This is a genomic window from Myroides odoratimimus (genome assembly GCF_001485415.1).
Taxonomy (GTDB): Bacteria; Bacteroidota; Bacteroidia; order Flavobacteriales; family Flavobacteriaceae; genus Flavobacterium; species Flavobacterium odoratimimum.
Genome location: NZ_BCMQ01000036.1, coordinates 1 through 24,616, shown reverse-complemented (window position 1 = coordinate 24,616; position 24,616 = coordinate 1). Strand labels below are relative to the sequence as shown.

General features: G+C 33.3%; 22 protein-coding genes and 1 pseudogene. 17 read left to right on the top strand and 6 right to left on the bottom strand.

Annotation, left to right across the window (positions count from 1 at the left end; genetic code table 11):
* The first annotated feature begins 341 nt into the window (after positions 1–341).
* From MODO_RS17680 to MODO_RS17645, 8 genes and pseudogenes are all read left to right on the top strand, one after another.
* Entirely contained in the window at positions 342–1,598 is a 1,257-nt protein-coding gene (locus MODO_RS17680) for an NAD(P)/FAD-dependent oxidoreductase (protein WP_006256927.1), read from the top strand.
* Between the two features lie 34 nt (positions 1,599–1,632).
* Entirely contained in the window at positions 1,633–2,100 is a 468-nt protein-coding gene (locus MODO_RS17675; protein WP_006256926.1) for an SMI1/KNR4 family protein, read from the top strand.
* Between the two features lie 173 nt (positions 2,101–2,273).
* A pseudogene (locus tag MODO_RS17670) lies at positions 2,274–2,623 on the top strand (type II toxin-antitoxin system RelE/ParE family toxin).
* A gap of 1 nt (position 2,624) precedes the next feature.
* Positions 2,625–2,930, top strand: a complete 306-nt coding sequence (locus tag MODO_RS17665) for a helix-turn-helix domain-containing protein (RefSeq protein ID WP_006256923.1) — start codon at positions 2,625–2,627, stop codon at positions 2,928–2,930.
* A gap of 84 nt (positions 2,931–3,014) precedes the next feature.
* Positions 3,015–3,455 (top strand): bleomycin resistance protein, encoded by a 441-nt coding sequence (locus MODO_RS17660; protein WP_006256922.1) that lies wholly within the window; start codon positions 3,015–3,017, stop codon positions 3,453–3,455.
* Positions 3,456–3,514: 59 nt separating this feature from the next.
* Complete coding sequence (locus MODO_RS17655) at positions 3,515–4,756, top strand: YncE family protein (protein ID WP_006256921.1); 1,242 nt, start codon at positions 3,515–3,517, stop codon at positions 4,754–4,756.
* A gap of 116 nt (positions 4,757–4,872) precedes the next feature.
* A complete protein-coding gene (locus MODO_RS17650) occupies positions 4,873–5,904 on the top strand; it encodes an alpha/beta hydrolase family protein (protein WP_006256920.1) in 1,032 nt (343 codons plus the stop codon).
* Between the two features lie 92 nt (positions 5,905–5,996).
* Positions 5,997–6,407 (top strand): hypothetical protein, encoded by a 411-nt coding sequence (locus MODO_RS17645; RefSeq protein ID WP_006256919.1) that lies wholly within the window; start codon positions 5,997–5,999, stop codon positions 6,405–6,407.
* 50 nt (positions 6,408–6,457) lie between these two features.
* Here MODO_RS17645 and MODO_RS17640 read toward each other — a convergent pair whose 3' ends face one another.
* Positions 6,458–8,830: an erythromycin esterase family protein gene (locus tag MODO_RS17640; protein WP_006256918.1), complete on the bottom strand. Its 2,373-nt coding sequence runs from the start codon at positions 8,828–8,830 to the stop codon at positions 6,458–6,460.
* Positions 8,831–9,090: 260 nt separating this feature from the next.
* Here MODO_RS17640 and MODO_RS17635 point away from each other — a divergent pair, with 260 nt between their 5' ends.
* Entirely contained in the window at positions 9,091–9,399 is a 309-nt protein-coding gene (locus tag MODO_RS17635; RefSeq protein ID WP_006256917.1) for a DUF805 domain-containing protein, read from the top strand.
* Positions 9,400–9,463: 64 nt separating this feature from the next.
* On the opposite strand, the gene MODO_RS17630 is transcribed toward MODO_RS17635, so the two are convergent.
* Positions 9,464–10,195, bottom strand: coding sequence for a phytanoyl-CoA dioxygenase family protein (locus tag MODO_RS17630; protein ID WP_006256916.1), 732 nt, complete (start codon positions 10,193–10,195; stop codon positions 9,464–9,466).
* 205 nt (positions 10,196–10,400) lie between these two features.
* On the opposite strand from MODO_RS17630, the gene MODO_RS17625 reads away from it, so the two are divergent.
* On the top strand, positions 10,401–12,176 hold the full coding sequence (locus tag MODO_RS17625) for a MutS-related protein (protein WP_006256915.1): 1,776 nt from the start codon (positions 10,401–10,403) through the stop codon (positions 12,174–12,176).
* A gap of 312 nt (positions 12,177–12,488) precedes the next feature.
* Here MODO_RS17625 and MODO_RS17620 read toward each other — a convergent pair whose 3' ends face one another.
* On the bottom strand, positions 12,489–13,301 hold the full coding sequence (locus tag MODO_RS17620; RefSeq protein ID WP_006256914.1) for a purine-nucleoside phosphorylase: 813 nt from the start codon (positions 13,299–13,301) through the stop codon (positions 12,489–12,491).
* Positions 13,273–14,298, bottom strand: a complete 1,026-nt coding sequence (lpxK, locus tag MODO_RS17615; protein ID WP_006256913.1) for a tetraacyldisaccharide 4'-kinase — start codon at positions 14,296–14,298, stop codon at positions 13,273–13,275. The genes MODO_RS17620 and lpxK overlap by 29 nt, the downstream gene beginning before the upstream one ends.
* A 68-nt stretch (positions 14,299–14,366) precedes the next feature.
* On the opposite strand from lpxK, the gene MODO_RS17610 reads away from it, so the two are divergent.
* The 7 genes from MODO_RS17610 (at position 14,367) to MODO_RS17580 (ending at position 23,175) form a co-directional block, all read left to right on the top strand.
* Positions 14,367–15,461, top strand: a complete 1,095-nt coding sequence (locus MODO_RS17610) for a Nif3-like dinuclear metal center hexameric protein (RefSeq protein ID WP_006256912.1) — start codon at positions 14,367–14,369, stop codon at positions 15,459–15,461.
* A 2-nt stretch (positions 15,462–15,463) separates the two neighbouring features.
* The gene (locus MODO_RS17605; RefSeq protein ID WP_006256911.1) at positions 15,464–16,243 is read left to right on the top strand and encodes a zinc ribbon domain-containing protein; all 780 of its coding nucleotides are present in this window, start codon (positions 15,464–15,466) and stop codon (positions 16,241–16,243) included.
* A 51-nt stretch (positions 16,244–16,294) separates the two neighbouring features.
* Positions 16,295–17,125: an alpha/beta hydrolase gene (locus MODO_RS17600; protein WP_006256910.1), complete on the top strand. Its 831-nt coding sequence runs from the start codon at positions 16,295–16,297 to the stop codon at positions 17,123–17,125.
* A gap of 49 nt (positions 17,126–17,174) precedes the next feature.
* Positions 17,175–18,107 carry a 23S rRNA pseudouridine(2604) synthase RluF gene (gene rluF, locus MODO_RS17595; RefSeq protein WP_006256909.1) on the top strand — a complete coding sequence of 311 codons (933 nt, stop codon included), beginning with the start codon at positions 17,175–17,177 and terminating at the stop codon, positions 18,105–18,107.
* Positions 18,108–18,451: 344 nt separating this feature from the next.
* Positions 18,452–20,794: a TonB-dependent receptor gene (locus MODO_RS17590; RefSeq protein ID WP_006256908.1), complete on the top strand. Its 2,343-nt coding sequence runs from the start codon at positions 18,452–18,454 to the stop codon at positions 20,792–20,794.
* Between the two features lie 30 nt (positions 20,795–20,824).
* Complete coding sequence (locus MODO_RS17585) at positions 20,825–22,132, top strand: DUF4374 domain-containing protein (protein WP_006256907.1); 1,308 nt, start codon at positions 20,825–20,827, stop codon at positions 22,130–22,132.
* A gap of 452 nt (positions 22,133–22,584) precedes the next feature.
* The gene (locus MODO_RS17580; RefSeq protein ID WP_006256906.1) at positions 22,585–23,175 is read left to right on the top strand and encodes a helix-turn-helix domain-containing protein; all 591 of its coding nucleotides are present in this window, start codon (positions 22,585–22,587) and stop codon (positions 23,173–23,175) included.
* A gap of 8 nt (positions 23,176–23,183) precedes the next feature.
* Here the strand turns inward: MODO_RS17580 and MODO_RS17575 are convergent, their stop codons facing one another.
* Together MODO_RS17575 and MODO_RS17570 are read right to left on the bottom strand one after the other, a co-directional pair.
* Positions 23,184–23,648, bottom strand: a complete 465-nt coding sequence (locus MODO_RS17575; protein ID WP_006256905.1) for an SgcJ/EcaC family oxidoreductase — start codon at positions 23,646–23,648, stop codon at positions 23,184–23,186.
* A gap of 351 nt (positions 23,649–23,999) precedes the next feature.
* A partial coding sequence (locus tag MODO_RS17570; protein ID WP_059051606.1) for a transposase family protein occupies positions 24,000–24,616 on the bottom strand: 617 nt, incomplete at its 5' end.

Sequence of the window (24,616 nt, the reverse complement as noted above, 5' to 3'; positions counted from 1 at the left end):
ATTGTGTGACACGTAAGGTGTTGTGTCTCTACTGATGTGTTGTCTTGGATATGTATTGTGTGACATGCAAAATATTGCATCTCTACTGATGTGTTATATTGGAGATGTATTTTTTGAAACACAAAATATTGTGTCTCTACTGATGTGTTGTATAGGATCTGTATTGTGTGATACGTAAGGTGCTATGTCGCTACTGATGTGTTGTATTGGGTATGTATTGTGCGACACGTAATGTAATGTGTTTCTATTAATAAATTATAAACAGTATTGTAACATTTGTTACAACACATACGGTAGATGGTTAATATTTTAGTATATTAACTGAAACAATATTGTAAAAAATGAAAACTCACTATCAAATCCTTATTATAGGAGCAGGAACTGCTGGTATAATGACAGCAGCTCAATTAAAGAAACGTAATCTCAATATAGATATTGGGATTATAGATGCATCAGAATTACATTACTATCAACCTGCATTTACACTAGTAGGGGCGGGAGCTTATGATAAGAAGAAAACTATAAAACCTACAAAGGATCTTATACCTAGTGGTGTAGATTGGATTCAAGATATGGTTATTTCTATGGATGTTGATAATAATCGCCTAAGTACTAAAGAAGGAATAACCTATACGTATGATTATTTAGTAGTCTGTCCTGGATTAGTGAATGACTTATCCTTGATAGAAGGACTAGCTGATGCTGTAGAGAAAGGTGTGGTGTGTAGTAATTATATAGACCCAGAATATACTTGGAAGCTATTACAAGAATTTAAAGGAGGAACTGCTATTTTTACTCAACCGAATACACCTATTAAATGTGGTGGAGCCCCTCAGAAGATCATGTATTTGGCATGTGATTATTTTCGCAAGAAAGGAATAGATAAGAATACTAAAATTCATTTCCCGATGCCTGGGAGTGTTATTTTTGGAGTTAAACCTATTGCAGAAACTTTAATGAAAGTAGTTGATAGATATGGTATCGACTTTAGACCTTTCCACAATCCGATTAAAATAGATGCTGATCATAAAAAGGTTTATTTTAAACGCACGAATATGCCTGATAATAAATGTGTGGTAATCTCTGACGGCAGTACTACTGTAGCTGATGGCAGTGTAGTAGAGATGTCTTTTGACTTCTTACATTTAGCACCGCCTCAAGTGGCACCACAGTTTGTAAGAGAATCTAATTTAGTAAATACTGCTGGTTGGTTAGATGTTGATTTAAACAGCTTACAACACAATAAGTATACTAATGTATTTGGACTCGGAGATGTGGCGGGTTTACCAACTGCTAAGACAGGTGCTGCAATACGTAAACAAGTTCCAGTAGTAGTAGATAATTTGTGTAAGTTATTAGATAATAAAGAAGTATCTAATAAAGAATATAAAGGTTATTCTTCTTGTCCATTAGTAACTGGGTATGGTAAGATGGTTTTAGCAGAGTTTAATTATAAGAATGAGTTTACACCTGATCCTAAGTTAAAACAGTTGTTGATTAATACAAGTGATCAGGAGCATTGGCGTTTATGGATGTTGAAGAAATATATGTTGCCCTATTTATATTGGAATAAAATGATGAAGGGGAAGCAAGTGTAGAATGGTTTATCTTTATCCTCTTAAAAAGAAGAATATGAAATTTCCAAAAGCAATAACAGATTTTATAGCAAAAGAGATAGAATGTACTCATTATTTTATGCCTCAGTTTTATCCTCAACAGGGCGATATTGAAGGTTTTCAAGATGGGTATAAGTATAATAGCGTTGAAGGAAAGGATATCACAGGAACTAAGGAAGGTGATTTTCATCCTAATTGGTATGTAATATGTGGAGGTTATGCACAAGATCCATATTGGATAGATATCACAAAAGAGGAGAAAGGCTTTCCTGTTTATTTTGCAGAGCATGGAGCAGGTAAATGGGAACCATTATTAGTAGCAGATTCTTTAGGTGAGTTTGAAGAGTGTGTGAAATATATGATTTATTTGACAGAATCTGAATTGTCTAAAGAAGAAATAGAGAGATTGTATAATGAGCGTTTTGATTTAGATAGTCCTTTTTGGGAATTGGTGTGGAGTGAGTTTTCTTTTGACGAAGAATAGTGAAGTTGGTTAACTATGATGTAATGAGTTATTGCCTTTTAAGTGTATTATTTTAGTATTGTTAAGAAGGTGTTTGATATGTTTAATTTTATGTTCTTAAATCATTTTATCTTTAATATATAATAATGGTTGTTTCTTTATTAGGAAACATTTAATTTTGTAATCTATTGATAATGAAAGATGGTTTAAAGTTTAATGTCATTTTTTTAGAAGAAGCTAAGGAGTTTTTAGACCATTTAGATTCTAAAGCTAGAGCAAAGATTATTTATAATATAAACAAAGCAAGCATTACTTCAGATATTGAATTATTTAAGAAGTTACAAGGTGATATATTTGGGAGTTTAGAACAATGTATAGCTCTTTTTATTATAGGCTATTTGCCTTTTGGGATAAGTCAGATAATAAAAATACAATGGTGATTTCAACACATGGTATTATAAAAAAAGAGGATAAAATTTCTAAAAAAGAAATAGAAAGAGCTGAACGATTGAGAGATGTCTATTTTAATAGTAAAGAGAAGTAAAATGAAAACATATAGCTTAGAAGAAATTACTGATTTATATATTGGTGAGAGAGGAACAGAGAGTAGAGAAGAGTTTGATAATGAATTAAGGCTTGACTTGTTAGGACAACAAATAAAACAAGCAAGACAAAAGCGTAATTTAACACAAGAGGAATTAGGTCTCTTAGTAGGAGTAAAAAAAGCTCAGATCTCAAAGATAGAGAATAGCACTACAGATGCTCGTCTGACTACTTTATTAAAAGTATTTAAGGCGTTGGGATTAAAGGTGAGTTTTAATGTTGAGTTAGATAGTCAAGCAACTATTTAAGAATTGGATAAGGTATATCGTAGGCTATCTTTTAGATAGCCTTTTTTGTATCTAATAAATAGTATTTTTACTTAAAAGAACATCATGAGAAGTGATAATATAAAGTGGGCAGCTTTAGTACCAGAGTTTGTAGTATCTGATTTAGCTAGTAGTTTACAGTTTTGGTGTGATTATATAGGGTTTGAAGTAATGTATGATCGCAAAGAAGAGTACTTTGCTTATTTAGGTATGGGAGATGCACAAGTAATGCTAGAACAATATAATCCTGCTGATAGAGAATGGGAGACAGGGATATTAGAAAAGCCGTATGGTAGAGGAATAAACTTTCAGATAGAAGTAAATGCCATAATACCTATTCTAAAACGACTTCAGGAAGCTAATTATACTTTATTTATTGATGCAGAAGAGCGTTGGTATAGAGCAGACGATGTAGAGTTCGGTCAGAAACAGTTCTTAGTACAAGATCCTGATGGGTATTTATTGAGATTAATAGAGAACTTAGGAGAGCGAAAATTAGCTGAATAAAGTGATTGCATTAGAAGACATAAGTCAATACTTTAGTGCTGTGATAAAACATAGAAGAGATGAAAACAAGAGAAGAGCTACAGGGTAAGTGGTATAAGAAAGGCGAGAAGTATGCTAAGGAGATTAATGAGATGGTCGCTTTCGGTACAGAACACGGCTGGGATAAATGGGATGGTGAAGAAGCAGAGGACACAAGAGGTAAACTTGCAGAAGCAGTTATTGAGTTATTAAGAGAAGCTAATGTTAATGGTACAGTAGATACTTTTAGACAAGAGTTTCCTCCTGCACATGCTCCTATTATACCCATGTTAGATGACAAAGGGAGTTATATAGGAGATATTTGTTATATAGCAGAAGATAGTGTTGCTTTTATGCAAGGGACTTCTTATGAAGAGCGACAAGCATATATAGTGAAAGGAACAGAAGTAGTTGCATTAGACAAAGAGATTAAAAGTATCGGACAGTCTATGCGCAACCTTGTTTATGCGATAGCGTATGCAGATAAGATAGTGACTCGTCAAGGATGGGAAGGAGAAATTATAGCAGAGTTTACATTAGATACTTTAGCGAATATAGGAATTACAAGACTTATTCCTTTTAATGATGGACAGAAAGTCTTGTTCATCTCTTCAGAGGGAATTTATTTATTAAATACTAAAGAAGAGAAACTGTTGTTTCCAATACTAGAAGAAGGGGAAGAAAACAATGGATTATCTATGGATCATGCTACTTTATCTCACGACAATAAGTATATTGTAGTAGGAGAGCAGTGTAGTGATCACATCGTTTTGGACAGTGAAGGGAATAAAGTAAGATCAGTAGGACCACAATCTGAGTATCCTCATTATTGTTTGTTTACTAAAGATGATAAACAACTTTTGACTAACTCTTGCCATTTTTACAATGGGATATCGATAGGGGTAGATGGAGATAAGTTAGATGGAATGGATATACCAGGATGGGATGATCATGAGGATATTACGATATTAGATGAAGGAATGCGTGTGTATGTTGGTGTAGCTTTTAATGACTACTATATCTTAGGAGATGCTTATGGATATATCAGAGCAATACATAAAGACGGAAGAGAGCTGTGGCAACATTTCTTAGGTTCTACCATAAGTGGAATGGTATTATCAGAAGATGAGAAGACATTATATGTAGGTACATATGCAGGTATATTACACAAGCTGACTTTGAATAAGCCTGTAAGAGATACACATACTATTGGTACTGCTGATATTTATGAAGACTTCCGTTTGTTACTTTGGAAGAATGAGAATAACGTATTGGTTTGGTAATCAATTGATATAAGAATGAATAAAGCTACTTTACGATATGTTAAAGTAGCTTTTTTTTATACTAAAGGTTTTAGTTAAGTAGTTATCTATAGAACACTTAACTAAAACTTATAATTATGAAACGCTTAATTTTATACAGTATTCTACTGATTACTTCGATGTGTTTAGGACAGAATGCTAAGACTGACTTAGAAACCTATGTCCCTAAAAAAGACAATTACTCTTTTACTACGATTAAATTTAATGTACCTGCCTTTCATTGGAAAGAAAAGATAGATAGTGTTTCTTTTGAAGGTAGTTTAATCATACCTAAGACAGGCTTCGATAAAGTAGTGATTATTAAACCAGGTACAGGATATAATACACGTAATACACATAGCTATTTAGCAGAAGCCTTATTAGATCACAATATAGCTGTATTTAGATATGATGAAAGAGAGAAGGGAAATTCAGGAGGAACAGGAGGTGGAGATATGTCATATACATCTACCATGATGGGAGCGGAATTAGCTTCTGCCTTTCAGATGTTAAAGAAGAGAGAAGAGTTAAAGGATAAAAAGATTGGATTGATAGGACATAGCATGGGAGGGATTGCTATTATGGATGCTTATGCTCATTCTTTTGATCCTGATTTTTTAGTGATGTTGTCCTCACCTGTTGTTTCTGGTAAAGAGATGTTTTTATACCAACTAAGACAAGAGAAGAATGGTTTTCAAGATTACTTTGCGTATGATACTCAACAAGAAAAAGAAAAGGTGTATAATGAATTAGTTGATTTTTATATTGCCAATAAGGATGAGAAGAACTATTGGAGGTTGTATAAGAAAAAAACGAAAGAAATAGGATATACCAATAAGAGATATAACACAAGATTTGGATTCCTAATAGGACGTGCAGCAAAAGATTTAGTGGCAAAGGATAATAAGGATAAGTATAGAGAGATCGCTATACCGATGTTTTATATGATAGGGGATCAAGATGTATTAGTAGATCCTATCGAGAATGTTGAATTGCTTAAGAGTTTTCACAATAAGAATATAACAGTAGAAGTATTAGAAGGAGAGAATCATTTCTTTGCAGATGGAGAAAGCTATGAAATCCATCAAGAACCTAAACAAAAAATAGTGGACTGGATGTTAAAGCAATAGTTGATTTAATTAGCATTTCAATACCTTATCTTTACCATTATATTAAGAATTGATAGAGTAAATTAGAGCTTTATAATTTCACTCTATACCTCATGCGACATTTAAGATATATAGTAGTGGCACTATGTGTTACTACATTCTGTATTGGACAAAATCCACAAGACAAAAACACAAGTATAAATGACAGTTTAGCTTCTTTATATCAATCTAAAGAAGAAGTAAACCCAGGTAATAAACTTACTCTACAGCAGTATGTAGAAGATCTTTATATTAATACCTGTAAGTTGTATCACAAGGGAGCTATTCCTACTATAGAACCTGGGAACTTTAGTGTGATGGTAATAGATAAAAAAGGAGATGGAAATACGATGATGAAGTCAAAAGACTTAGCCTTGTTAAAAGTAGAAGATGTAAAAGAAATACGCTTCGAAAAGTCAAAACAGACAGATGTCATGTATGGCTATAAAAAAGGTGATTTTGGGATGATCGTCATTACGAAATAGATATAAAAAGAGGCTGTAATGGAATTACAGCCTCTTTTTGTTTAACTTAATTATGGTTTATACTGAGGGTTTTCTTTGTAGAAGTTGTTCCAAAAGCCATCATTGTAAGATACCCTATCTAGTAAAGTTTTGCTTTTGTTTTTAAATTCATACTCTATGAATTCGACGTCATTTGTTTTTAAATCAAATAAATGTGAGTCAGTAGAGTTGGTGAAATTATGTTTTTCTCCATTATGATAAGTTTCATCACTAAAGGATCTATAGAAGAAGTTAGTAGCATAGTATTTACCATTATTGAGGAGATCTTTGAATACGCTGATATTTTCTTCCTTAGCAGTCCTTAATGCAATACGCTCTATATTAGAATTGTGTTTATACTTACTTTTTAAATAGTCAGCATCTAATGATGATTCCCATGTTTCAACCACTTTTACTATGGCATAGTTATCTTGATTAATATAAATTCTACCTGAGTATTTAGAGGGATCAGCTTTATTAGTGTAATTCCAACCCTCTCTCTCTGTTTCGAATGCGATAACATATAAGTTACTATCATTAGGATCTTTTGATTCTATAAACGAGAGTTTAAACTTCTTGTATTTTCTTTTGTGTAATATATTAGAGTATTGAATTGGATTCTCTCTGCCTCTAAAAATATGGTCTGTATTTTTTATGTTCTTAATACCTCTATTGTTCCATTTTACTTGTTGTACCTCAAAAGTTGTTCTGTTCAAGCCTAAATAGGTTTCCTGGTAATCTTTAGTTATCATTTCAAGGTCAAATATTTTAGTATCGTTCTTATAGATTAATTCATGACTAAATCTAGTGAAGTTAAATGGTTCAGTAGGGTGGTTCTCAGCTTTCTTTTTGATAGCAAGGCGGAGTACTTCTTTTGGAGTAAATTGTTTGGTGATAACTAATTCATCTAGTAAGTCAAAGTTGGCTTCTAATGAGATAACAGAAGCTAATTCATTTAAGGATACAGTATAGTTATCATATCCTAGAGCTTGTATCTCTAGTGTAGAGTTACCTTTTGTCTTAGGGTCAAAAGGAAGTTCATAATACCCATTGTCATCCGTTACTCTATAGATATCTTGTTCTACTAAGATAATAGTTGCAAAGGCGATAGGCTGTTGAGTATCTTTATCTAATAGTTGCCCTTTAAAAGAACCTTGTTCTTGTTTGATTTCTTTAGAAGGTACAGTTACCTTGTTTTGGGTATCTTGTTTCTTTATCTTTTTTCGTTCTGCTTGTGAAGCAGTATTTAGAAATATATAACCATCGTGAAATAAGTCTAATCTCTCCTTAGTATACTCTACGAAGTGAAGTAGCCTTGTATCCATAGGTAGATGCATTGCTTCCTGATTAGAAGAAATATACAGATAAGGAGTGTTTAACTTTTGTAACTGATCTTCAAAAGAACCTTCTTGAATAGGAGTAGCATGTAAGGTACGTGTCCCTGTATCGAACAGGGAATCATTGGCATGTAATGTACCTAGACTAAATACTTTCTCTTTATAATAATCTTTTATTTGTCGTCCCATAGAGATGAAGGCTCTTGCCTGTACATTTCCACTATTCGGGTTGCTGTACATAACATGGATATTATCAGCCCATACCATGATTTTTTCTTGAGGATGCCTTTTAATATACTGTATTAAGTTATCCGCCATCTGTTTATCGCGATAGTTGTCATCTTTAGAGGCAAGGTCACTTGTCATAATAGGTTCTTTCGTATCATTGACTGATTGTGCAGTGCTTAGAAGACCTTTAGTGATTTGTACCCAAGTAAGATTAGTGTCTGTTTGAGGTAACTTCTCTATAGCAGTAATTATTCTTTTAAGCTCTTTTTCAAAAGCAGTAAACTTGATATCTTGATTATCGTATTTATAAGTAACTAGCAATGCCTCTAATGCGATACCGAAGTCATCCGAGTCAAGTTTTAAACTTATTTTTTGTTGCTCTAGGTAAGTAAAGAAGTCTTCTATGAAGATATCCTCATTTAGGATTTGCGAGTCATATCCTATCACTTTAAGGTTGTTATCTTCTATATACTTAACTAATCTTTGAAACTCTTGACTATTACTCCATGTACTAAAAATAGCTTGATTAAACGCATCAGGATTAAACCCCTGTTGATTCATCTTCCATATATCATATACAGGAGACTCCATAGCGAAAGTAGTAAAGCCCATTTCTTGGTGTAGGTATTCAACTACTCTTGTCTTCATCTCAAAGATATTATCATACATATGTGTTTGTTCTCCTAGCATGACGATTTGCTTGTCTTTGAGCTCTTCTTTAAGGAAAGACAGGTCTGTTAGTTCCTTAGTATCTGGAGGAAGTAGTGGCTGTATTATTAACTCTTGTGCTTTAGTCATGGTGATTACTAAAGCCATTAGTAAGGTGAATAAAAATCTCATATTATAGTATTTATTTCTAGTTGGTTATAGATATAACCTTAAATATAAGGTTCATATTGTTTAATCAGAAGGTGTTATTTGATTGTTTAACATATTTGTCATAAGGTGTCATGTATTTTGAAATTAAAATAACTACAGTCAGTATATCTAAATAAAACTTTATTTTATCACAAATATGTCTACCTATTACTTATATAATCAGAGTAATTTTTTTACTAGTTTTTGTTTAATTTTGACGCTTCAAGATAAATTGAATAATTGTGATAAAAGAGGCATTTTCTTATAAAGGGACTATCAACAGAAAGGCATATATCGTAAGTCTAGTAACTTACTTTGTGCTGTTGTTTTTAAGCTTCTCAGTATTTGCGAGATTAAGTGGCGCTTTTTTTGGAATACTATTTCTAATAGTTTTTATAGGGTTACATATCTATCTTTTTGGTAAAGGGACTAGACGCTGTCACGATTTAGGTAAGAAAGGGTGGGAGCAGTTTAGCTTTAGAACTTGGTTAGGAATGCTATCCAGAGAGATAAAAGTGAGTAAGTCTGTATCAGAGCCAATAGAAGGTTAAAAAGGATGTAGTGGGTATTATACCATTACATCCTTTTTAGTTCCTTCATATAAAAGAAGTGTTCTTAGAACACACTGTTGTTTAGAAGAACTAATTCTTCTTCAGTAGGTTGATTTTTAGGATCTATAAATGCATTAAAAGCAGGAGTGTCATCACAGTAGATGATGTCAAAAGAGAATCTCTCATCCCCATACAGCCCTCTGTGGATACTATTCGCAGAGAAGATAAATAGATCACCTCTATTTAGATTAAACACTTGCCCTCGTTCCAGAGCATCACTTGGATGACGACCATGCTGAGATAGTCGAGTGTCTTCTTCTATAGGCATATCCCATAACCGATGAGTAGCAGGGATGATTTCTATTCCATTTTCTTTCTTCAGTGGGATTCTAAAGTGAACTACATTTTCTGTCTTAATCTTTCCTTGTTGTTCTTCTATCGAAAGCCCTGTATACTGAATATCCCTATGCCAATAGTTCTTTTGTTCCTTGTGATAAGGATCAAAGAATAATTGAGTATTTAAGAATTTAGCTTTATCAGGAAAGATAGATTCGACAATATCTATAAGTTTAGCCTGAGCAATGAATTGGAATAATGTTGGCCTTTCTTGTTTAGTAATAAAAGGACTACTCGTAAGGCTATGACTGTTGATTAAGCCGTTCTTATACTCTTGTTCATTTTCTATTAACCATTGCTTGTGAAAGTTGTTAAGTATCAATTCTATAGGTGTTAATTCTTCTTCCATAAAGAAACTAGGTAGGTATAGATAACTATTTTGTTCAAAGTCTAGAGGCATAACACAGCTATTAGAGATTTTATAATACGAAGATAAACTACTGAAGTGAAATAGTGTAATGCTAATTTAAATTGTCCTATTTATTCCCCTATTTTCACAATAGATTCTCAATATTATAACTAGAATTAATGAACAAGATATTTTTATTGGTGTATATTTGTTGATGTCTCATTAGAGGCGGTATGGCAAAAAAAATAAATTATCAATGGAAATTTATAACAAAAGACAGTTATTATTTAATACTAAATACAATGCTATAAGAAGTAAATATAAAATAGTAGGAGCAATACGCTTGATCGTTTTCTTCGCTATTATTTATTTCTTCTATCTAGCTTTGGCTAACGCGGATACCTTTTACTTATATTTTACAGGAGGGCTTATTGTTGCTTTCTTAGTATTGCTGCGTGTACACGTAGAGTACTCGTGGAAAATGCGCTATGTACAGGCTCTTAAAGAGATTAATACAGATGAGCTTGCCTTCTTAGAAGAGGATAACAGACCTTTTGATGCAGGAGAAGAGTTTAAGACTACAGAACACCCTTATGCTTTTGACTTAGATATTTTTGGGCATAAATCCCTATATCAATACCTAAATAGGACAGCAACGTTTATAGGCAAACAAAAGCTTGCAGATTTATTAAAAGGCAAATTGACTTCAGAGGCTATTTTAGATAATCAAGAAGCGATTAAAGAACTCTCTCAGAAGGTAGAATGGAGACATGAGATTAATGCTTATAGTAAATTGTCTAATTTAGATGAGAAAGCGTATGCAAGATTAAAGAAATGGAGTGACACAGCTGTAGTACCTATTAGTAAGTTAGGCCGTGCATTAAGCTATGTGTTACCTGTGCTATTAGGGATTTCGATTGTTTTATACTTTCTGTTAGATCTTGACTTTATGGGATATGTGATCTCTACCTTATTCTCTTTTAACTTAATACTGACTTTATCACAGATAAAGAATATTCAGGCAGAGCTAGGAGGAGCAGATAAGGTACATGAGACTATAGAGAGCTGTAGTTCTATCATTAAACGTATAGAAAGAGAGACTTTCACTACGGATAAAATGAAATCCTACATCAGTGAATTAAATAAAGATTCTTTTCAAGCGAGTAAAGAGTTAAAAGAACTATCAAAACTATTCGAACAGTTAGAGACTGTGGCTAATATCTTTGTGATGGTTGTCTTTAACGGTTTTGTGCAGTATCATGTGCATGTATTATACCGCTTTTTAGATTGGAAAAAGAGCAAAGGACATCTTGTACCTAAAGCAATAGAGATCATAGGAGAGGTAGAAGCGCTTAATTCATTAGCGAACTTCTCTTATAACAACAGACATTATACCTTCCCTACTATCAATGAAGAGGGAGAGATGAAGTTTAAAGATCTAGGACATCCACTGCTAAATGAGAAGAAGAGAGTCTGTAATGATATCAACTTTAGCAATCAACGTTTTGTGATTCTGACAGGCTCTAATATGTCTGGTAAGAGTACTTTCTTGCGTACCATAGGGGTTAACCTTGTACTAGCTAGTATAGGAGCGCCTATCTGTGCTACGAAAGCTACTTTCTTCCCATTGCCGTTATTTGTATCGATGAGATTGACAGATTCATTAGAAGATAGTGAGTCTTACTTCTATGCAGAGGTGAAAAGGCTAAAGATGATTATCGAACAGGTGAGAGAAGAACCATGCTTCGTACTACTAGATGAGATACTTAGAGGGACGAACTCTGATGATAAGCAGAGCGGAACGATAGGAGTAATCCATAAGTTGATTAGGGAGAAGACCTATGGTGTGATCGCTACCCATGATTTAGAGGTGTGTGAGACAACGAATAAATTCCCTGATATTCTAATCAATAAATGTTTTGAGGTGGAGATTAAAGAAGATGATTTACACTTTGACTATAAGATAAGAGATGGTGTATGTCAAAATAAGAATGCCACATTCATTATGAAAAAAATGCAAATTATAGATTAATTTATAACAATAGAGAATTCAAAAAAGTCACTTCGGTGGCTTTTTTTTGTGCCTTTGATTCGAGTGGTCGCATAGTTATCGCATAGTGATGGCATACTGTTCGCATAGTTTTGGCCGTTTTTAATGCGATCACTATGCGATCAAGCTGCCATTATGATACTAGCATGAGATAGAAGGTAAAAAAAAGAACCTGTTTAGATACTCTGTAGTATTCTTAAAGAAAACCACACAGAGAATCTAAACAGGTCTCAAAAAAAAGAGATACTTCTGTAGAAGAAGTATCTCTTAAAATTACATTATAAGAAAAACTAATTAGATAGTTTTAATTAACTCATTAATAAGCTCACGAGCGATAGGCTCAGCAGCTTCTACAGCTCTAAGTACATCTTCGTGATGTGCTTCTACGATACCTTCTTCATTCCCCATATCAGAGATAACAGAGATACCGAATACTTTCATATCCATGTGACGAGCTACGATTACTTCTGGTACTGTAGACATACCTACACAGTCTGCTCCTACAACGCGTACCATTTTATACTCCGCTAATGTTTCAAAAGTTGGTCCTTGTAATCCGTAGTATACTCCTTGTTTAATATCGAAGTTCTTCGCTTTAGCTATTTCTTGTGCTTTCTTAACTAAAGTTCCTGTATACGCATCATTCATGTTTACGAAACGAGGTCCGAAGCGCTCATCATTATGTCCTCTTAGAGGATGATCAGGGAATGCATTGATATGATCTGTGATGATCATAATGTCTCCTACTTTAAATGTAGGGTTAACACCTCCTGAAGCATTAGATACGATTAATGTTTCTACTCCCATATACTTCATTACTCTGATAGGGAATACTGTTTTTACCATTTCGTATCCTTCGTAGTAATGGAAACGACCTTGCATAGCCATTACTTTTTTATTACCAATCGTACCAAAGATTAAAGCACCTTTGTGTCCTTGTACAGTAGATACTGGAAAATTAGGAATTTCTGAGTAAGGAATTTCATGCTCTATTTTAATATCAGCAGTAAGGTTTCCTAATCCTGACCCCAATACAATACCTATCTCAGGTTTGAATTGTGTCTTTTCAATTAAATACTTAACCGTTTCTTGTACTTGCTCCCACATAGTTTAAAATTGTTTTATCAAACTCCTCTTGATTGTTTAAAAAGGAAGTCTGAATTGGTAAATAATATAATTTATTCGAGGGGATTAGTCCATTTAAGCGGACATAATCTTTCTCTGTTGTAATAATCTTATTCTCTTTTGCTTTGTTCAAAATTAACTCAATGTCAGTAGATGAAAAATGATGATGGTCAGGAAATGTTAAACAAATTGTTTTATCGCCCTTTAGATGGTCAAAAAAACTTTGTGGTTTAGCAATACCAGCTACCATTAAAAACTCTTCTTTTTTTAAGTCTTCTACTGAGATAGAATCAGCCTTTGAATATGCAAGTTTACTGAATTCAATATACGTAAAAAAAGACAATTGTCCCAGTTTGAGATTTAATTTTTTAATGATCTCGTTTTGTTCTGTTGAGGATAACGTAGGAGGGCATTTGGTGACGATGATGATATCTGCTCGTTTCGCTCCTCTACGACTTTCTCTAAGGTTACCTGTCGGCAACATATAATCGCTATAGTACGGTTCATCATAAGTAGTCAGTAGAATATTAAAACCACCTTTTACAGCTAGGTGCTGAAAAGCATCATCTAGAACGATGGCTTGAGTATCTGTTCTTCGTTTTAGGATATTCTCTATTCCGTTTACTCTTTTTGCATCTACCGCTACAGCGATATTATCAAACTTGTGATGATATTGGAAGGGTTCATCACCGATTTGCTCCATAGTCGTATGTTCATCTGCGAGGAAGAAGCCCTCACTTTTGCGTTTATACCCTCTACTAAGAGTCGCTATTTTGTATTTGTCTTTTAAAAGTCGTATTATGTATTCCACCATAGGCGTTTTACCAGTACCACCTGCACTTAAGTTACCTACTACTATAGTAGGTGTACTAAAAGAGGTTCTCTTCAATATATTTATTGAATAAAGGTAATTGCGCAGGGAAGTGATCCCGCCATATAAGATGGCAAAAGGAAAGAGTAATTTTCGCAGTAATTCCATAATACGAAATTACCAATTTTTTTATCTTTGAGAAAATATATAAATTACAGTTCAAAATTATTTGAGAAATGAAGTTAAGAGAAGTAATCACTGTGTTAGAAGAGATGACACCGTTATCGTATGCAGAGGGATTTGATAATGTCGGGTTATTAGTAGGGGACTATAACTTAGAAGTAAGTGGGATCCTAGTCTGTCATGATGCTTTAGAGACCGTGATAGACGAGGCGATAGAGAAGAAGTGTAATATGGTAGTATGCTTTCACCCAATCCTGTTTTCTGGATTAAAGAAGATAACAGGAAAGAGCTATGTAGAAAGAGCTGTAATTAAAGCGATCAAACACGATATCGCAATCTATGCTATACATACTGCACTAGATAATCATCAGGAAGGGGTGAATAAGATATTCTGTGATACACTAGGATTAAAGAACACAAGTATATTAATACCGAAAGAGAACTATATCCAAAAGCTAGTGACTTACGCTCCTCGTGTGAATGCAGATGAAGTGAGACAGGCTCTGTTTAATGCAGGAGCAGGAGCTATAGGTAATTATGATTTGTGCAGTTTTACCACGGAGGGCAAGGGAAGTTTCAGAGGGAATGAGAAGAGTAGTCCTGTTATAGGAGAACCACTAAAATATGAAGAAGTAGAGGAGGTCAAAGTAGAAGTAATATTTGAGAAGCATCTACAAGGTAAGGTATTAAAAGCCTTATTTGACTTAGACTTCTATGAGGAGAAAGCGTATGAAATATATACTCTAGAGAATAAACTACAAAATGTAGGAATGGGGATGATAGGTGAACTAGGGGAAGAGATGGACGAGGTAGCATTCTTACAGATGGTCAAAGCTAAAACAGGAACTGGAGGTATTAGACATAGTGCGCTATTAGGGAAGCCGATAAAGAGAGTAGCTGTGTTAGGAGGCTCTGGAAGTTTTGCGATAGGAGCTGCATTATCACAGAAAGTAGATGCCTATATCACCTCAGATTTGAAATATCATGATTATTACCAAGCTGAAAGTCAGTTGGTTTTAGCTGATATAGGGCATTTTGAAAGTGAAAGGTATACAAAAAATTATATAACTGACTTTCTTTCAAAAAAAATAACTACTTTTGCAGTTATTTTATCAACAGTAAATACGAATCCAGTTAACTACTTATAATGATGACAAAGAAAAAAGAATTAACCGTTGAAGAGAAGTTAAGAGCACTTTATGACTTGCAATTGATTGACTCAAGAATTGACGAAATCAGAAATATGAGAGGAGAATTGCCTCTTGAAGTTGAAGATCTACAAGATGAGGTTGCTGGACTGAACAAACGCTTAGAGAAATCAAATATAGACTTAAGTAATATCGAAGCGAGTATTAAGGATAAAAAAGCTGCTATTGAGGAATTCAAAGCTGCTATCGTAAGATATACTGAGCAACAAAATGAGGTTAAAAACAATAGAGAGTTTAACTCATTAGAAAAAGAGATTGAGTTCCAGAAGTTAGAGATTGAGCTTGCTGAAAAACACATCAAAGAGATGAAAGTTAGCATCGAGCACAAGAAAAACACAATTGCAGAGACAGAAACTAAGTTAGCTGCTAGAAAAGAGCACTTAGGACATAAAGAAGCTGAATTAAACAGCATTATGTCTGAGACTGAGCGTGAAGAGAAAATCTTATTAGAGAAATCAGAAGAGTTCAAACAAGATATCGAAGAACGTTTATTAGTAGCTTATAACAGAATCAGAAATGGTGTTCGTAACGGTTTAGCTGTTGTATCTATCGAGCGTGGTGCATCAGGAGGATCTTACTTTACTATTCCACCACAAACTCAAGTAGAGATTGCGGCACGTAAGAAGATTATTACAGATGAGCACAGTGGACGTATTTTAGTTGATAGTGCTTTAGCTGAAGAAGAAAGAGAAAAAATTGAAGCTATTATAGCTAAATTATAATATCAGAAAGCCTCTTGTGAAAGAGGCTTTTTTTATTTTCAGAAGTTATATATGGTTAAGTGTCTAGGTTTATTGATTAATTTATTGTCGTTATTTGCTCCTAAGAGAGCATGTGCTATTGCTTATAAGTTATTCTCTACACCTCGTAAAGGGCAACTTAAGCGAAGAGATATTCCAAACTTTTTATCTGAGGCTCATCAAGATAGATTTGTCTACGATGGACTGAGTATTCAATGCTATCGCTGGAATCAAGAGCGATCAGAGTTGCCATTAGTTATGCTGTTTCACGGCTGGGAGAGTAATGCTGGTCGTTGGGAGGAACTAGTGACTTATTTAGATGATCAGTACCAGTATGTCAGTATAGATGCGATGGGACTAGGTCTTAGTGATGGAAGTAATCTGAGTGTTATCGATTATTCTCACTTGATGGATCATTGTTTACGAGTGTTTAGACCACAGTATGTTGTAGCCCATTCACTAGGAGCGTTTGCTCTATTACACCAGATGAGTGTAGTGAAATATGACTTTGTAGAGAAGGTTGTTTTAATGGCTTGTCTAGATCGTTTTCAGCATGTAATTGATAATTATATTGGCATGTTAGGATACTGGAAGAAAGTATCTAGCGATTTGTTACGATTCTTAGAAGGGTTAATCGATATGGATATGGGAGAGTATGCTAGTCGTAACTTTATAAAATCACTGTCTAATCAGACATTGATTATTCACGATAAAGAGGATGTAGTAGTAGAATTGGCTGAGTGTACAGTTTTTCATGATTTCGCCAACCAAAAGGGAATAGAGGTTTATTATACAGAAGGATTAGGACATTCTGTTCAAGATAGAATTGTCTTCGAAAAAATTAAGAATTATTTTATGAATTAGCTTCGCTATAGCATTGTTTAATAGCAAATAAAATAGCTAATTTTGTGATATGGAAAAAATGCAAACACGTTTAAATAAATATTTGTCTGAAGTAGGTTTTTGTTCTAGAAGAGAAGCAGATAGACTTATAGATGAGGGGAGAATCACTGTCAATGGTGTAGTGCCAGAGATGGGGACAAAAGTGTCTGAAGATGATGAGATACGCGTAAATGGACAATTAATCGTTAATAAAAATGAAGAGAATGTTTATTTAGCTTTTTATAAACCTATCGGTATTGAGTGTACTACTAATACGAGTGTACGCGATAATATCGTGGATTATATTAATTATCCAAAACGCATCTTTCCAGTAGGACGATTAGATAAGGACAGTGAAGGGCTTATTCTGATGACGAATGATGGAGATATCGTGAATAAGATATTGCGTCAAAAGAACGATCATGAGAAAGAGTATATTGTTACTGTAAACAAGCCTATTACAGATCGTTTTATTCAACGTATGGGAGCTGGAGTACCTATATTAGACACAGTGACTAAGAAGTGTAGAGTAGAACAGATCAGCAAGACTGTGTTTAGAATATTCCTTACTCAAGGTTTAAACAGACAGATTAGACGTATGTGTGAGTATTTTGACTATGATGTAGTAGCATTAAAAAGGATACGTATTATCAATATTTCTCTAGATGTACCTGTGGGAACTTATAGAGACTTGACAAAAGCAGAATTAGATGAGCTTAACCGCTTAATAGAGCCTTCTGTAATGACAGAGGAAGCTAGTCTAAATAAAAATCAAGAGAGTCAACAGAGTGTTCGTCGTAGAATGACTACAGGAAGAGATTCTGGAAGAGAGGGAAGAAGAGGAGACGGAAATCGTGAGGATAGAAGACCGAGAAGAAACTTCGATAGAGAACGCAATAATAGCGTGAACAAACCAAAAGAGGTGAAGAACGAAAGATTAAGAAATAGAAGAAGAGAGAACTAGTTTAGTTCTCTTTTTTTGTTTGTACTAATCTCTAAAGCTCTTTTATTTAGAATTAATAAGATTAAATAGTGCATTTTGTGCATAAAGTCAGAATTATGGGTAATTCTGACTTTTTTTATTTATAAAAGTTATTAGTTAATAATATGTAAATTTTAGTAAAATATTAAAGGTTATTATGTTTTGTTTTTAGAATATTACGATGACGATTATTGTCTCTTTTGTGTATCTATTTATATTTAGTCTAAGTTATTATGGTTGTTTAGTTATAAGTAAATATATTTGTCTTCAATTTATAATTAATCTAAATAATATAATTACTAACACAACATTAAGTTCTTAGAACAATGAAACACTATCTATTATTAATTTTTGCAATTTTTAATATAGGTCAGTTTACTTCTTTTGCACAAGAAAAGCCAGTTGTTATTTCTGGAGTTGTACAAGATGCGAATGGCGAACCTATTGATTATGCTACAGTCAGCTTATTAGATACTCATCATAGTGAGTTAACTGATAATAAAGGACGATATACTATTAAAACAAAAAGACCTGGTAAGTACAAATTAGTTGTACAACACGTCAGTTATGAGTCTAAAGAGTACTCATTTGAGGTGAAAGCAGGAGAGAGTATAACACATAACTTCAAACTTGATACGAATAACTCTTTCTTAGACAATGTAGTACTACAAGTAAAACAGCCTATCGAGAAAGTTAGAGAATCTGCTTATAACGTAGTTGCTATAGATGCAAAGCCACTTTACAATACGTCATTAGATGTAGCTGGAGCACTTGATAGAGTATCTGGTGTGAAAGTGCGTAAAGATGGTGGGGAGGGATCTGACTATAATTTCTCAATGAATGGATTTAGTGGTAAACACATTCGATTCTTTATAGATGGTGTACCTATGGAAGGATTTGGTAGTGAGTTTAAAATAAACAACTTACCGATCACAATGGTTGACAGAATCGAAGTTTATAAAGGTGTAGTGCCTGTGGAGTTCGGATCTGATGCCTTAGGAGGAGTAGTGAATATTATCACAAACAAATCTAAAGAGACTAAAATAGATGCTTCATTTACTACTGGTTCATTCCATACATACAAGAGTCATCTGAATGTGAGTAAAGCCTTTAATAATGGTATAGTAGCTCAGTTAAATGCTTTTCAGAACTACTCAGATAATGATTATAAAGTATTAGTCCCTGTGGTAGATCTACAATCTGGGGTTTATTCTAAAGAGAAACAATGGGTAAGACGCTTTAATGATCGATTCCAAACTGCTACTGTAGTAGCTAAAGTAGGGGTGGTAGATAAGTCTTATGCTGACCGACTTATGCTTGGATTTACTTATGGAGAAGGAAAACGCGGTGTGCAGACAGGTACTATTATGGAGAAAGTATTCGGAGATAAGAAACGTCGTTCTGTAACAATTATGCCTTCATTAGAATATAGCAAGAAGAACCTATTTATAGATGGATTAGATGTAAGTATTACATCTAATTATAATGGAGGGTATAATCAAAATATAGATACCTCTTCTTATAAATATAACTGGGCAGGTGAGCGTATCAAAACCTTAAAACAAGGTGAGTCTGGTGGAGGTCCTTCTATGACTAAGTTCTATGATCATAATGGTTCAACTACTTTTAATGTAAATTATAAATTAAATGACAAGCACTCATTTAGTTTTAATGATGTAATGTACTACTTCAACAGAAAGACAAAAGATCCATTAGCTGTAAAAGAAACTCAATCAGAAAAGAACAGTGAGATAAAAAGAAGTAGTTTTAAAAATATTATGGCACTGTCTTATCGCTATAATATTCTAGATAATCTGAATGTGTCTCTATTCGGTAAACACTACAGTATCAAACATACTTATCAAAGTGAAAGCACTAAAGTAGATAAAACAGGATACGGTATCGCTGCTACATACTTGTGGAAAGATCTACAGTTCAAAGCTTCTTATGAAAATACATTTAGACTACCTACTGATAGCGAGTTGTTTGGAGATGGAGACTTAGTATGGGGAAATACAGGTCTAAAACCAGAGCAAGGTAAAAACTATAACCTGAATATCAGTTACTCAGGTGTGATTAATAAAATACATGCTGTATTCGTAGATGCAGGTTTTGTATACAGAGATACTAAAGATTATATCCGCAGTAATCCTTATGGTTCAGGATCTCGTGCAACTAGTGTGAATATCGGAGGAGTAGAGAGCTATGGTATCAATGTGGAAGCTCGTTATACGTACAATGATTTTATATATGCAGGAGGTAGTTTAACTTCTCAAAATATCAGAAGTAAACAAAAATATACTATTGGAGATTATGGAGTAGAGAACCCATACTACAATGAGAGAATTCCTAATGAGCCTTATTTCTTCGGATCAGCAGATGTGGGGATTATTATTAAAGATTTAGGAAAGAAAAACAACAATTTAAATATAGGGTATAACCTTCGCTATATAGATCATTATAGCTACGATTTTAAAGGAATCGGTGAAGATCCTATATGGATTCCGTCTCAAGCTGTGCACGATCTAAGTGCTTCATACAGTTTATTTAATAATAAAATACACTTAACCGTAGAGGCTAATAACCTATTCGATAAACTAGCTTATGATAACTATAGTTTCCAAAAACCAGGAAGAAACTTCATGTTTAAAATACGCTATACATACTAAAATTACTAATCTATAATAAATACAATTAAAATGAAAAAAAGAGTTTTTTCGACATTTGCTTTTGCTATGATATTTGGGGCATTGTCGGTGACTAGTTGTTCTTCTGATGATAATAGTACTCCTACACCTGAAGAAGGTGGAACTGATGGAGGAAATAAAGTAGAGTGGAAGTACGTAATCGGGGCAAGTGCTTCTAAAACGAACTTATTACTGACTACCAATGACCTTAAATCTGGAGAAATATCTGCTAAGGGAAATGGATTAACGGCATTAGGAACTACAGTTTATACTTATGGAGGAAATAGAGCTTATGTTTTTGAATATAGAAAAGGAGATCCTTCTGGAATGCAGAGCTGGTTATTAACACCTAATGGAAAATTGAGTAAACATACTACAGTTGACCTACCTACTCGTGAGGAGTTTATTACGAATTTCGGTAAATATATGATCGCTACAACTGGTGGTTTGAAATTAACTACAGGAGAAAAGGCTCAGGCTTTTAACTTCATAGATGGTAACAGTGGAGGAATTAAGTATACATCTTATGTAAATGTAGAAAACATTGCAGAAAAAGGAGAGTATGCTAACTTCGCAGGTCTTGAGACGATTGGTAATGATCGTTTTGTTATGGCTATCGAACCATTTAAAATCACTAAAGATGATAAAGAAGATAATACTTCTGCTTATAGAGATAGAGCATGGTTAGCTGTTTTTAAATTTGATGAAAGTGCTACGGATGTTAATAAAAAAGTAGTATTAGAAAAAGTAGTGAAGAGTGATAAGATGAGTTTTGCTGTAGCGCGTTACCGTTCTAGCCGTGTATCTACTATCGGAAAAGCGGGTGATGGAAACGTTTACTTATTCTCTCCTAATGCTACTAATGGTGATGGAGTATCATTCTCAAGTAAGCCAAGTGCTGTTATTAAATTTGACTCTAAAAAAGGAGACTTCGATAATAACTATTACTTTAACTTAGAACAGATCTCAGGAACAAAAGTATATAAAGCATTCGCTATCGGTGGGGATTATTTCTTACTTAATATGTTCGTAAGTCCTAGTAAAGCAAGTAATATGGCTGCTGCTAATAAGTTGGCTGTATTTAATGTTGTGACAGGAGACTTTAAATGGATTGAAGGGTTGCCTGCTGCTAATGATATTGCTGCTGCTGGAGCACCATTCGTGGATGGGAAAGAAGTATTTTTACCAATCACTGCAGAGTCAAAATCATTTGTTTATTCTTTAGATGCTACAGCTGCTAAGGCTACTAAAGGTCTTGAAATTAAAGATCTAGCTGATGGAAGTATTGGTACAATTGGTAAAATTAATGTAGAAAAATAATAATTTAATTATATAAAGTATTCGAAATAAATTAGGGTTGTTTATTATAAGAGGTTATACAGTTTGTATAGCCTCTTTTTTTTGTTGAAAAGGATAAGGATGTAGAATTGAAAAATATGTGGTTAACTGTAAATAGGTATTAGAGATATAAAAAATCTTTGATATTATATCTTTAAATGAGTATATGTTTATCTGAAAGTGAGTATTCTATTAATGAGGTGTATTACTTTTTAAAATACTTATATCGTGTGAATTGTGTTAAGTCCACCCCTTTGTCCACCCCCTTAAAGGTGACATTCTGTTATAGAGATTATACTTTTATCAAATAAACCTAAAGTTATAGTCTGCTTCATTATAGTATGACTATAAAATACACCACCACATATTATTTGACTTGGAAGTTACTACTGTATAGGTATAGACGATAGTTGAATAATGATAAAAGTATAGATATGAAGACCTTATTATTTTTAAGTATTATCATTAATAGAACAATGGAGTGTGCCTCTCTATTAAAGAAAAGTATGATATGGAGTATAAAAGATAAACTATCTAGTAGTTCAATAAAATCGAAAAGATTGCTAAGAAGAGTTAGAGGTTCTTCTTTAAAGGAAGAGGTGCTACTAATAAGTGATGATTCTAATAAACAAACTAATTATATGTCTATAGGCATGGAGTGTTATCTGTGTCAAAAAATAAAAGAGTTTGAGAAACAAAGAAAATACTTGGATAAATCAATATCACTAAGTAATCTTTCTGCAAGCTTAGGAGTTAATCATCGCTATGTGTCTTACTATATTAATATGTATAAAGAAAAAGACTTCGCTACGTATATTAATGAATTGAGGATTTCTTATATGGTAGATACTTTATCAACTAAACCACATTATCTGACATATAAGATAAGTTATTTAGCAGATAAGAGCGGTTTTGCTTCTCATAGCCGTTTTACGATTAATTTTAAAAAATATACAGGTGTATTGCCTTCAGAGTATATTAGTGAGTTAAAACAGAAAAAGGCCATGGAAAGATGTAATATTTAAACTAGTCTTTACTTCTTAAATTGATTGTAATTGACTGATTCAAAAGAACCATCTTCTTTTTTAATAAAAGTCTCTTTGCCACTCTGTACTTCGGCATTCTGAGCTACTATACAGTACCAATTGTTTTCTATTTTCTGAGTTACGAAAATAAATAGATTGTTTCTAAGTTGAGGAGTTTCATTTTCTTTTAATGCTGATTGATTACTTAATTGTAGTCTTGCATGTACAATAGCTATAGTGTCTGTTAAGTATCTGATCTTAGTTCTTCTGATTACTAGTTGGGATTCTTTGAAAATTACTCGTAAGCCATAATCATGAGCTTTAAAAATATCTTCTTTTTTATGCCACCATAATCCTGTGACATTGACAAAGTCTGCATCATCTACAAAAATATCAGCAAGTAAGTTAGCATCGTATTTATTCCAAGCAGTTACAAATTGTTGAACTATTTCTTCTGGATTTTGTCTAGTCATTATCATTGTTTATTATAATTACGAAGATACTCAATGATTCATGAAGAGGTGTTAATGTAGAATAAGAAAGTGAGTGTAAATAAAAAAGGAGCTATTTAATAGTGATTCTTTTTTGTCGGGATGATGACCCCTAAAAATTATTATCTTTATTGAGGTAACTTATAATCTATTATTACTATCATTGGAAAAAACAACAAGTGAATATAAAAGAAATATACAACAATATGAATATCAAAATATACTTAAGTAAATACATAGGGATTTTTTTTGTAATTATTTTATTTTTAGCATGTAATAAACCCAAAGAAAAAGATAGGTATTCCATTGATTTTACAACTTTAAATATTGAAGTCATCTTGACTTTTTAGTTTTCTGAAATTTCTTTAGTCCTATAACAATAAAAGCCATAAAATTCCACGCCATCCAACTAGAAAGTGTGGTGTCAAATCTATTGAGTAAAGAACGAAAACTATCTATCCAAGCATTTGTTCTTTCAATCGCATATCTTTCTTTGTATAGTTGTTCATCAAAATAATCATCTTCATTATTTTGTCCATTTCGTTTATTAGGACAGATGTTAGCTATTATTTCTTTATCACTAAATATTTTTCTAAGTTTCTGTGAATCAAACCCAGCATCAGCATTAATAAACAATCCCGATAGAGGTATTTCTGCTTTAGTTAATTGATCGGTTATATCTTCAAAATAGATTTCTATATCAAATAAATCATTGTGATTTCCAGCTATCGGTTCTGACATAGCTAAAGGTAAGCCTTGACGATCTGTAAAATATAAGGAGTTTGTCGTCTTACGTTTTTTCCTACCTTGATAAGCTACTTGTTCACCTCCTCTTAAAGCTGTGGTATGGCTTCCATCTAAATCTCCACTTGATAAATCAATAAGAGATTTATTCTTTTTTAATAATTCAGTCCAACAAGATTGCCATACACCAGCTTTACACCAATTAC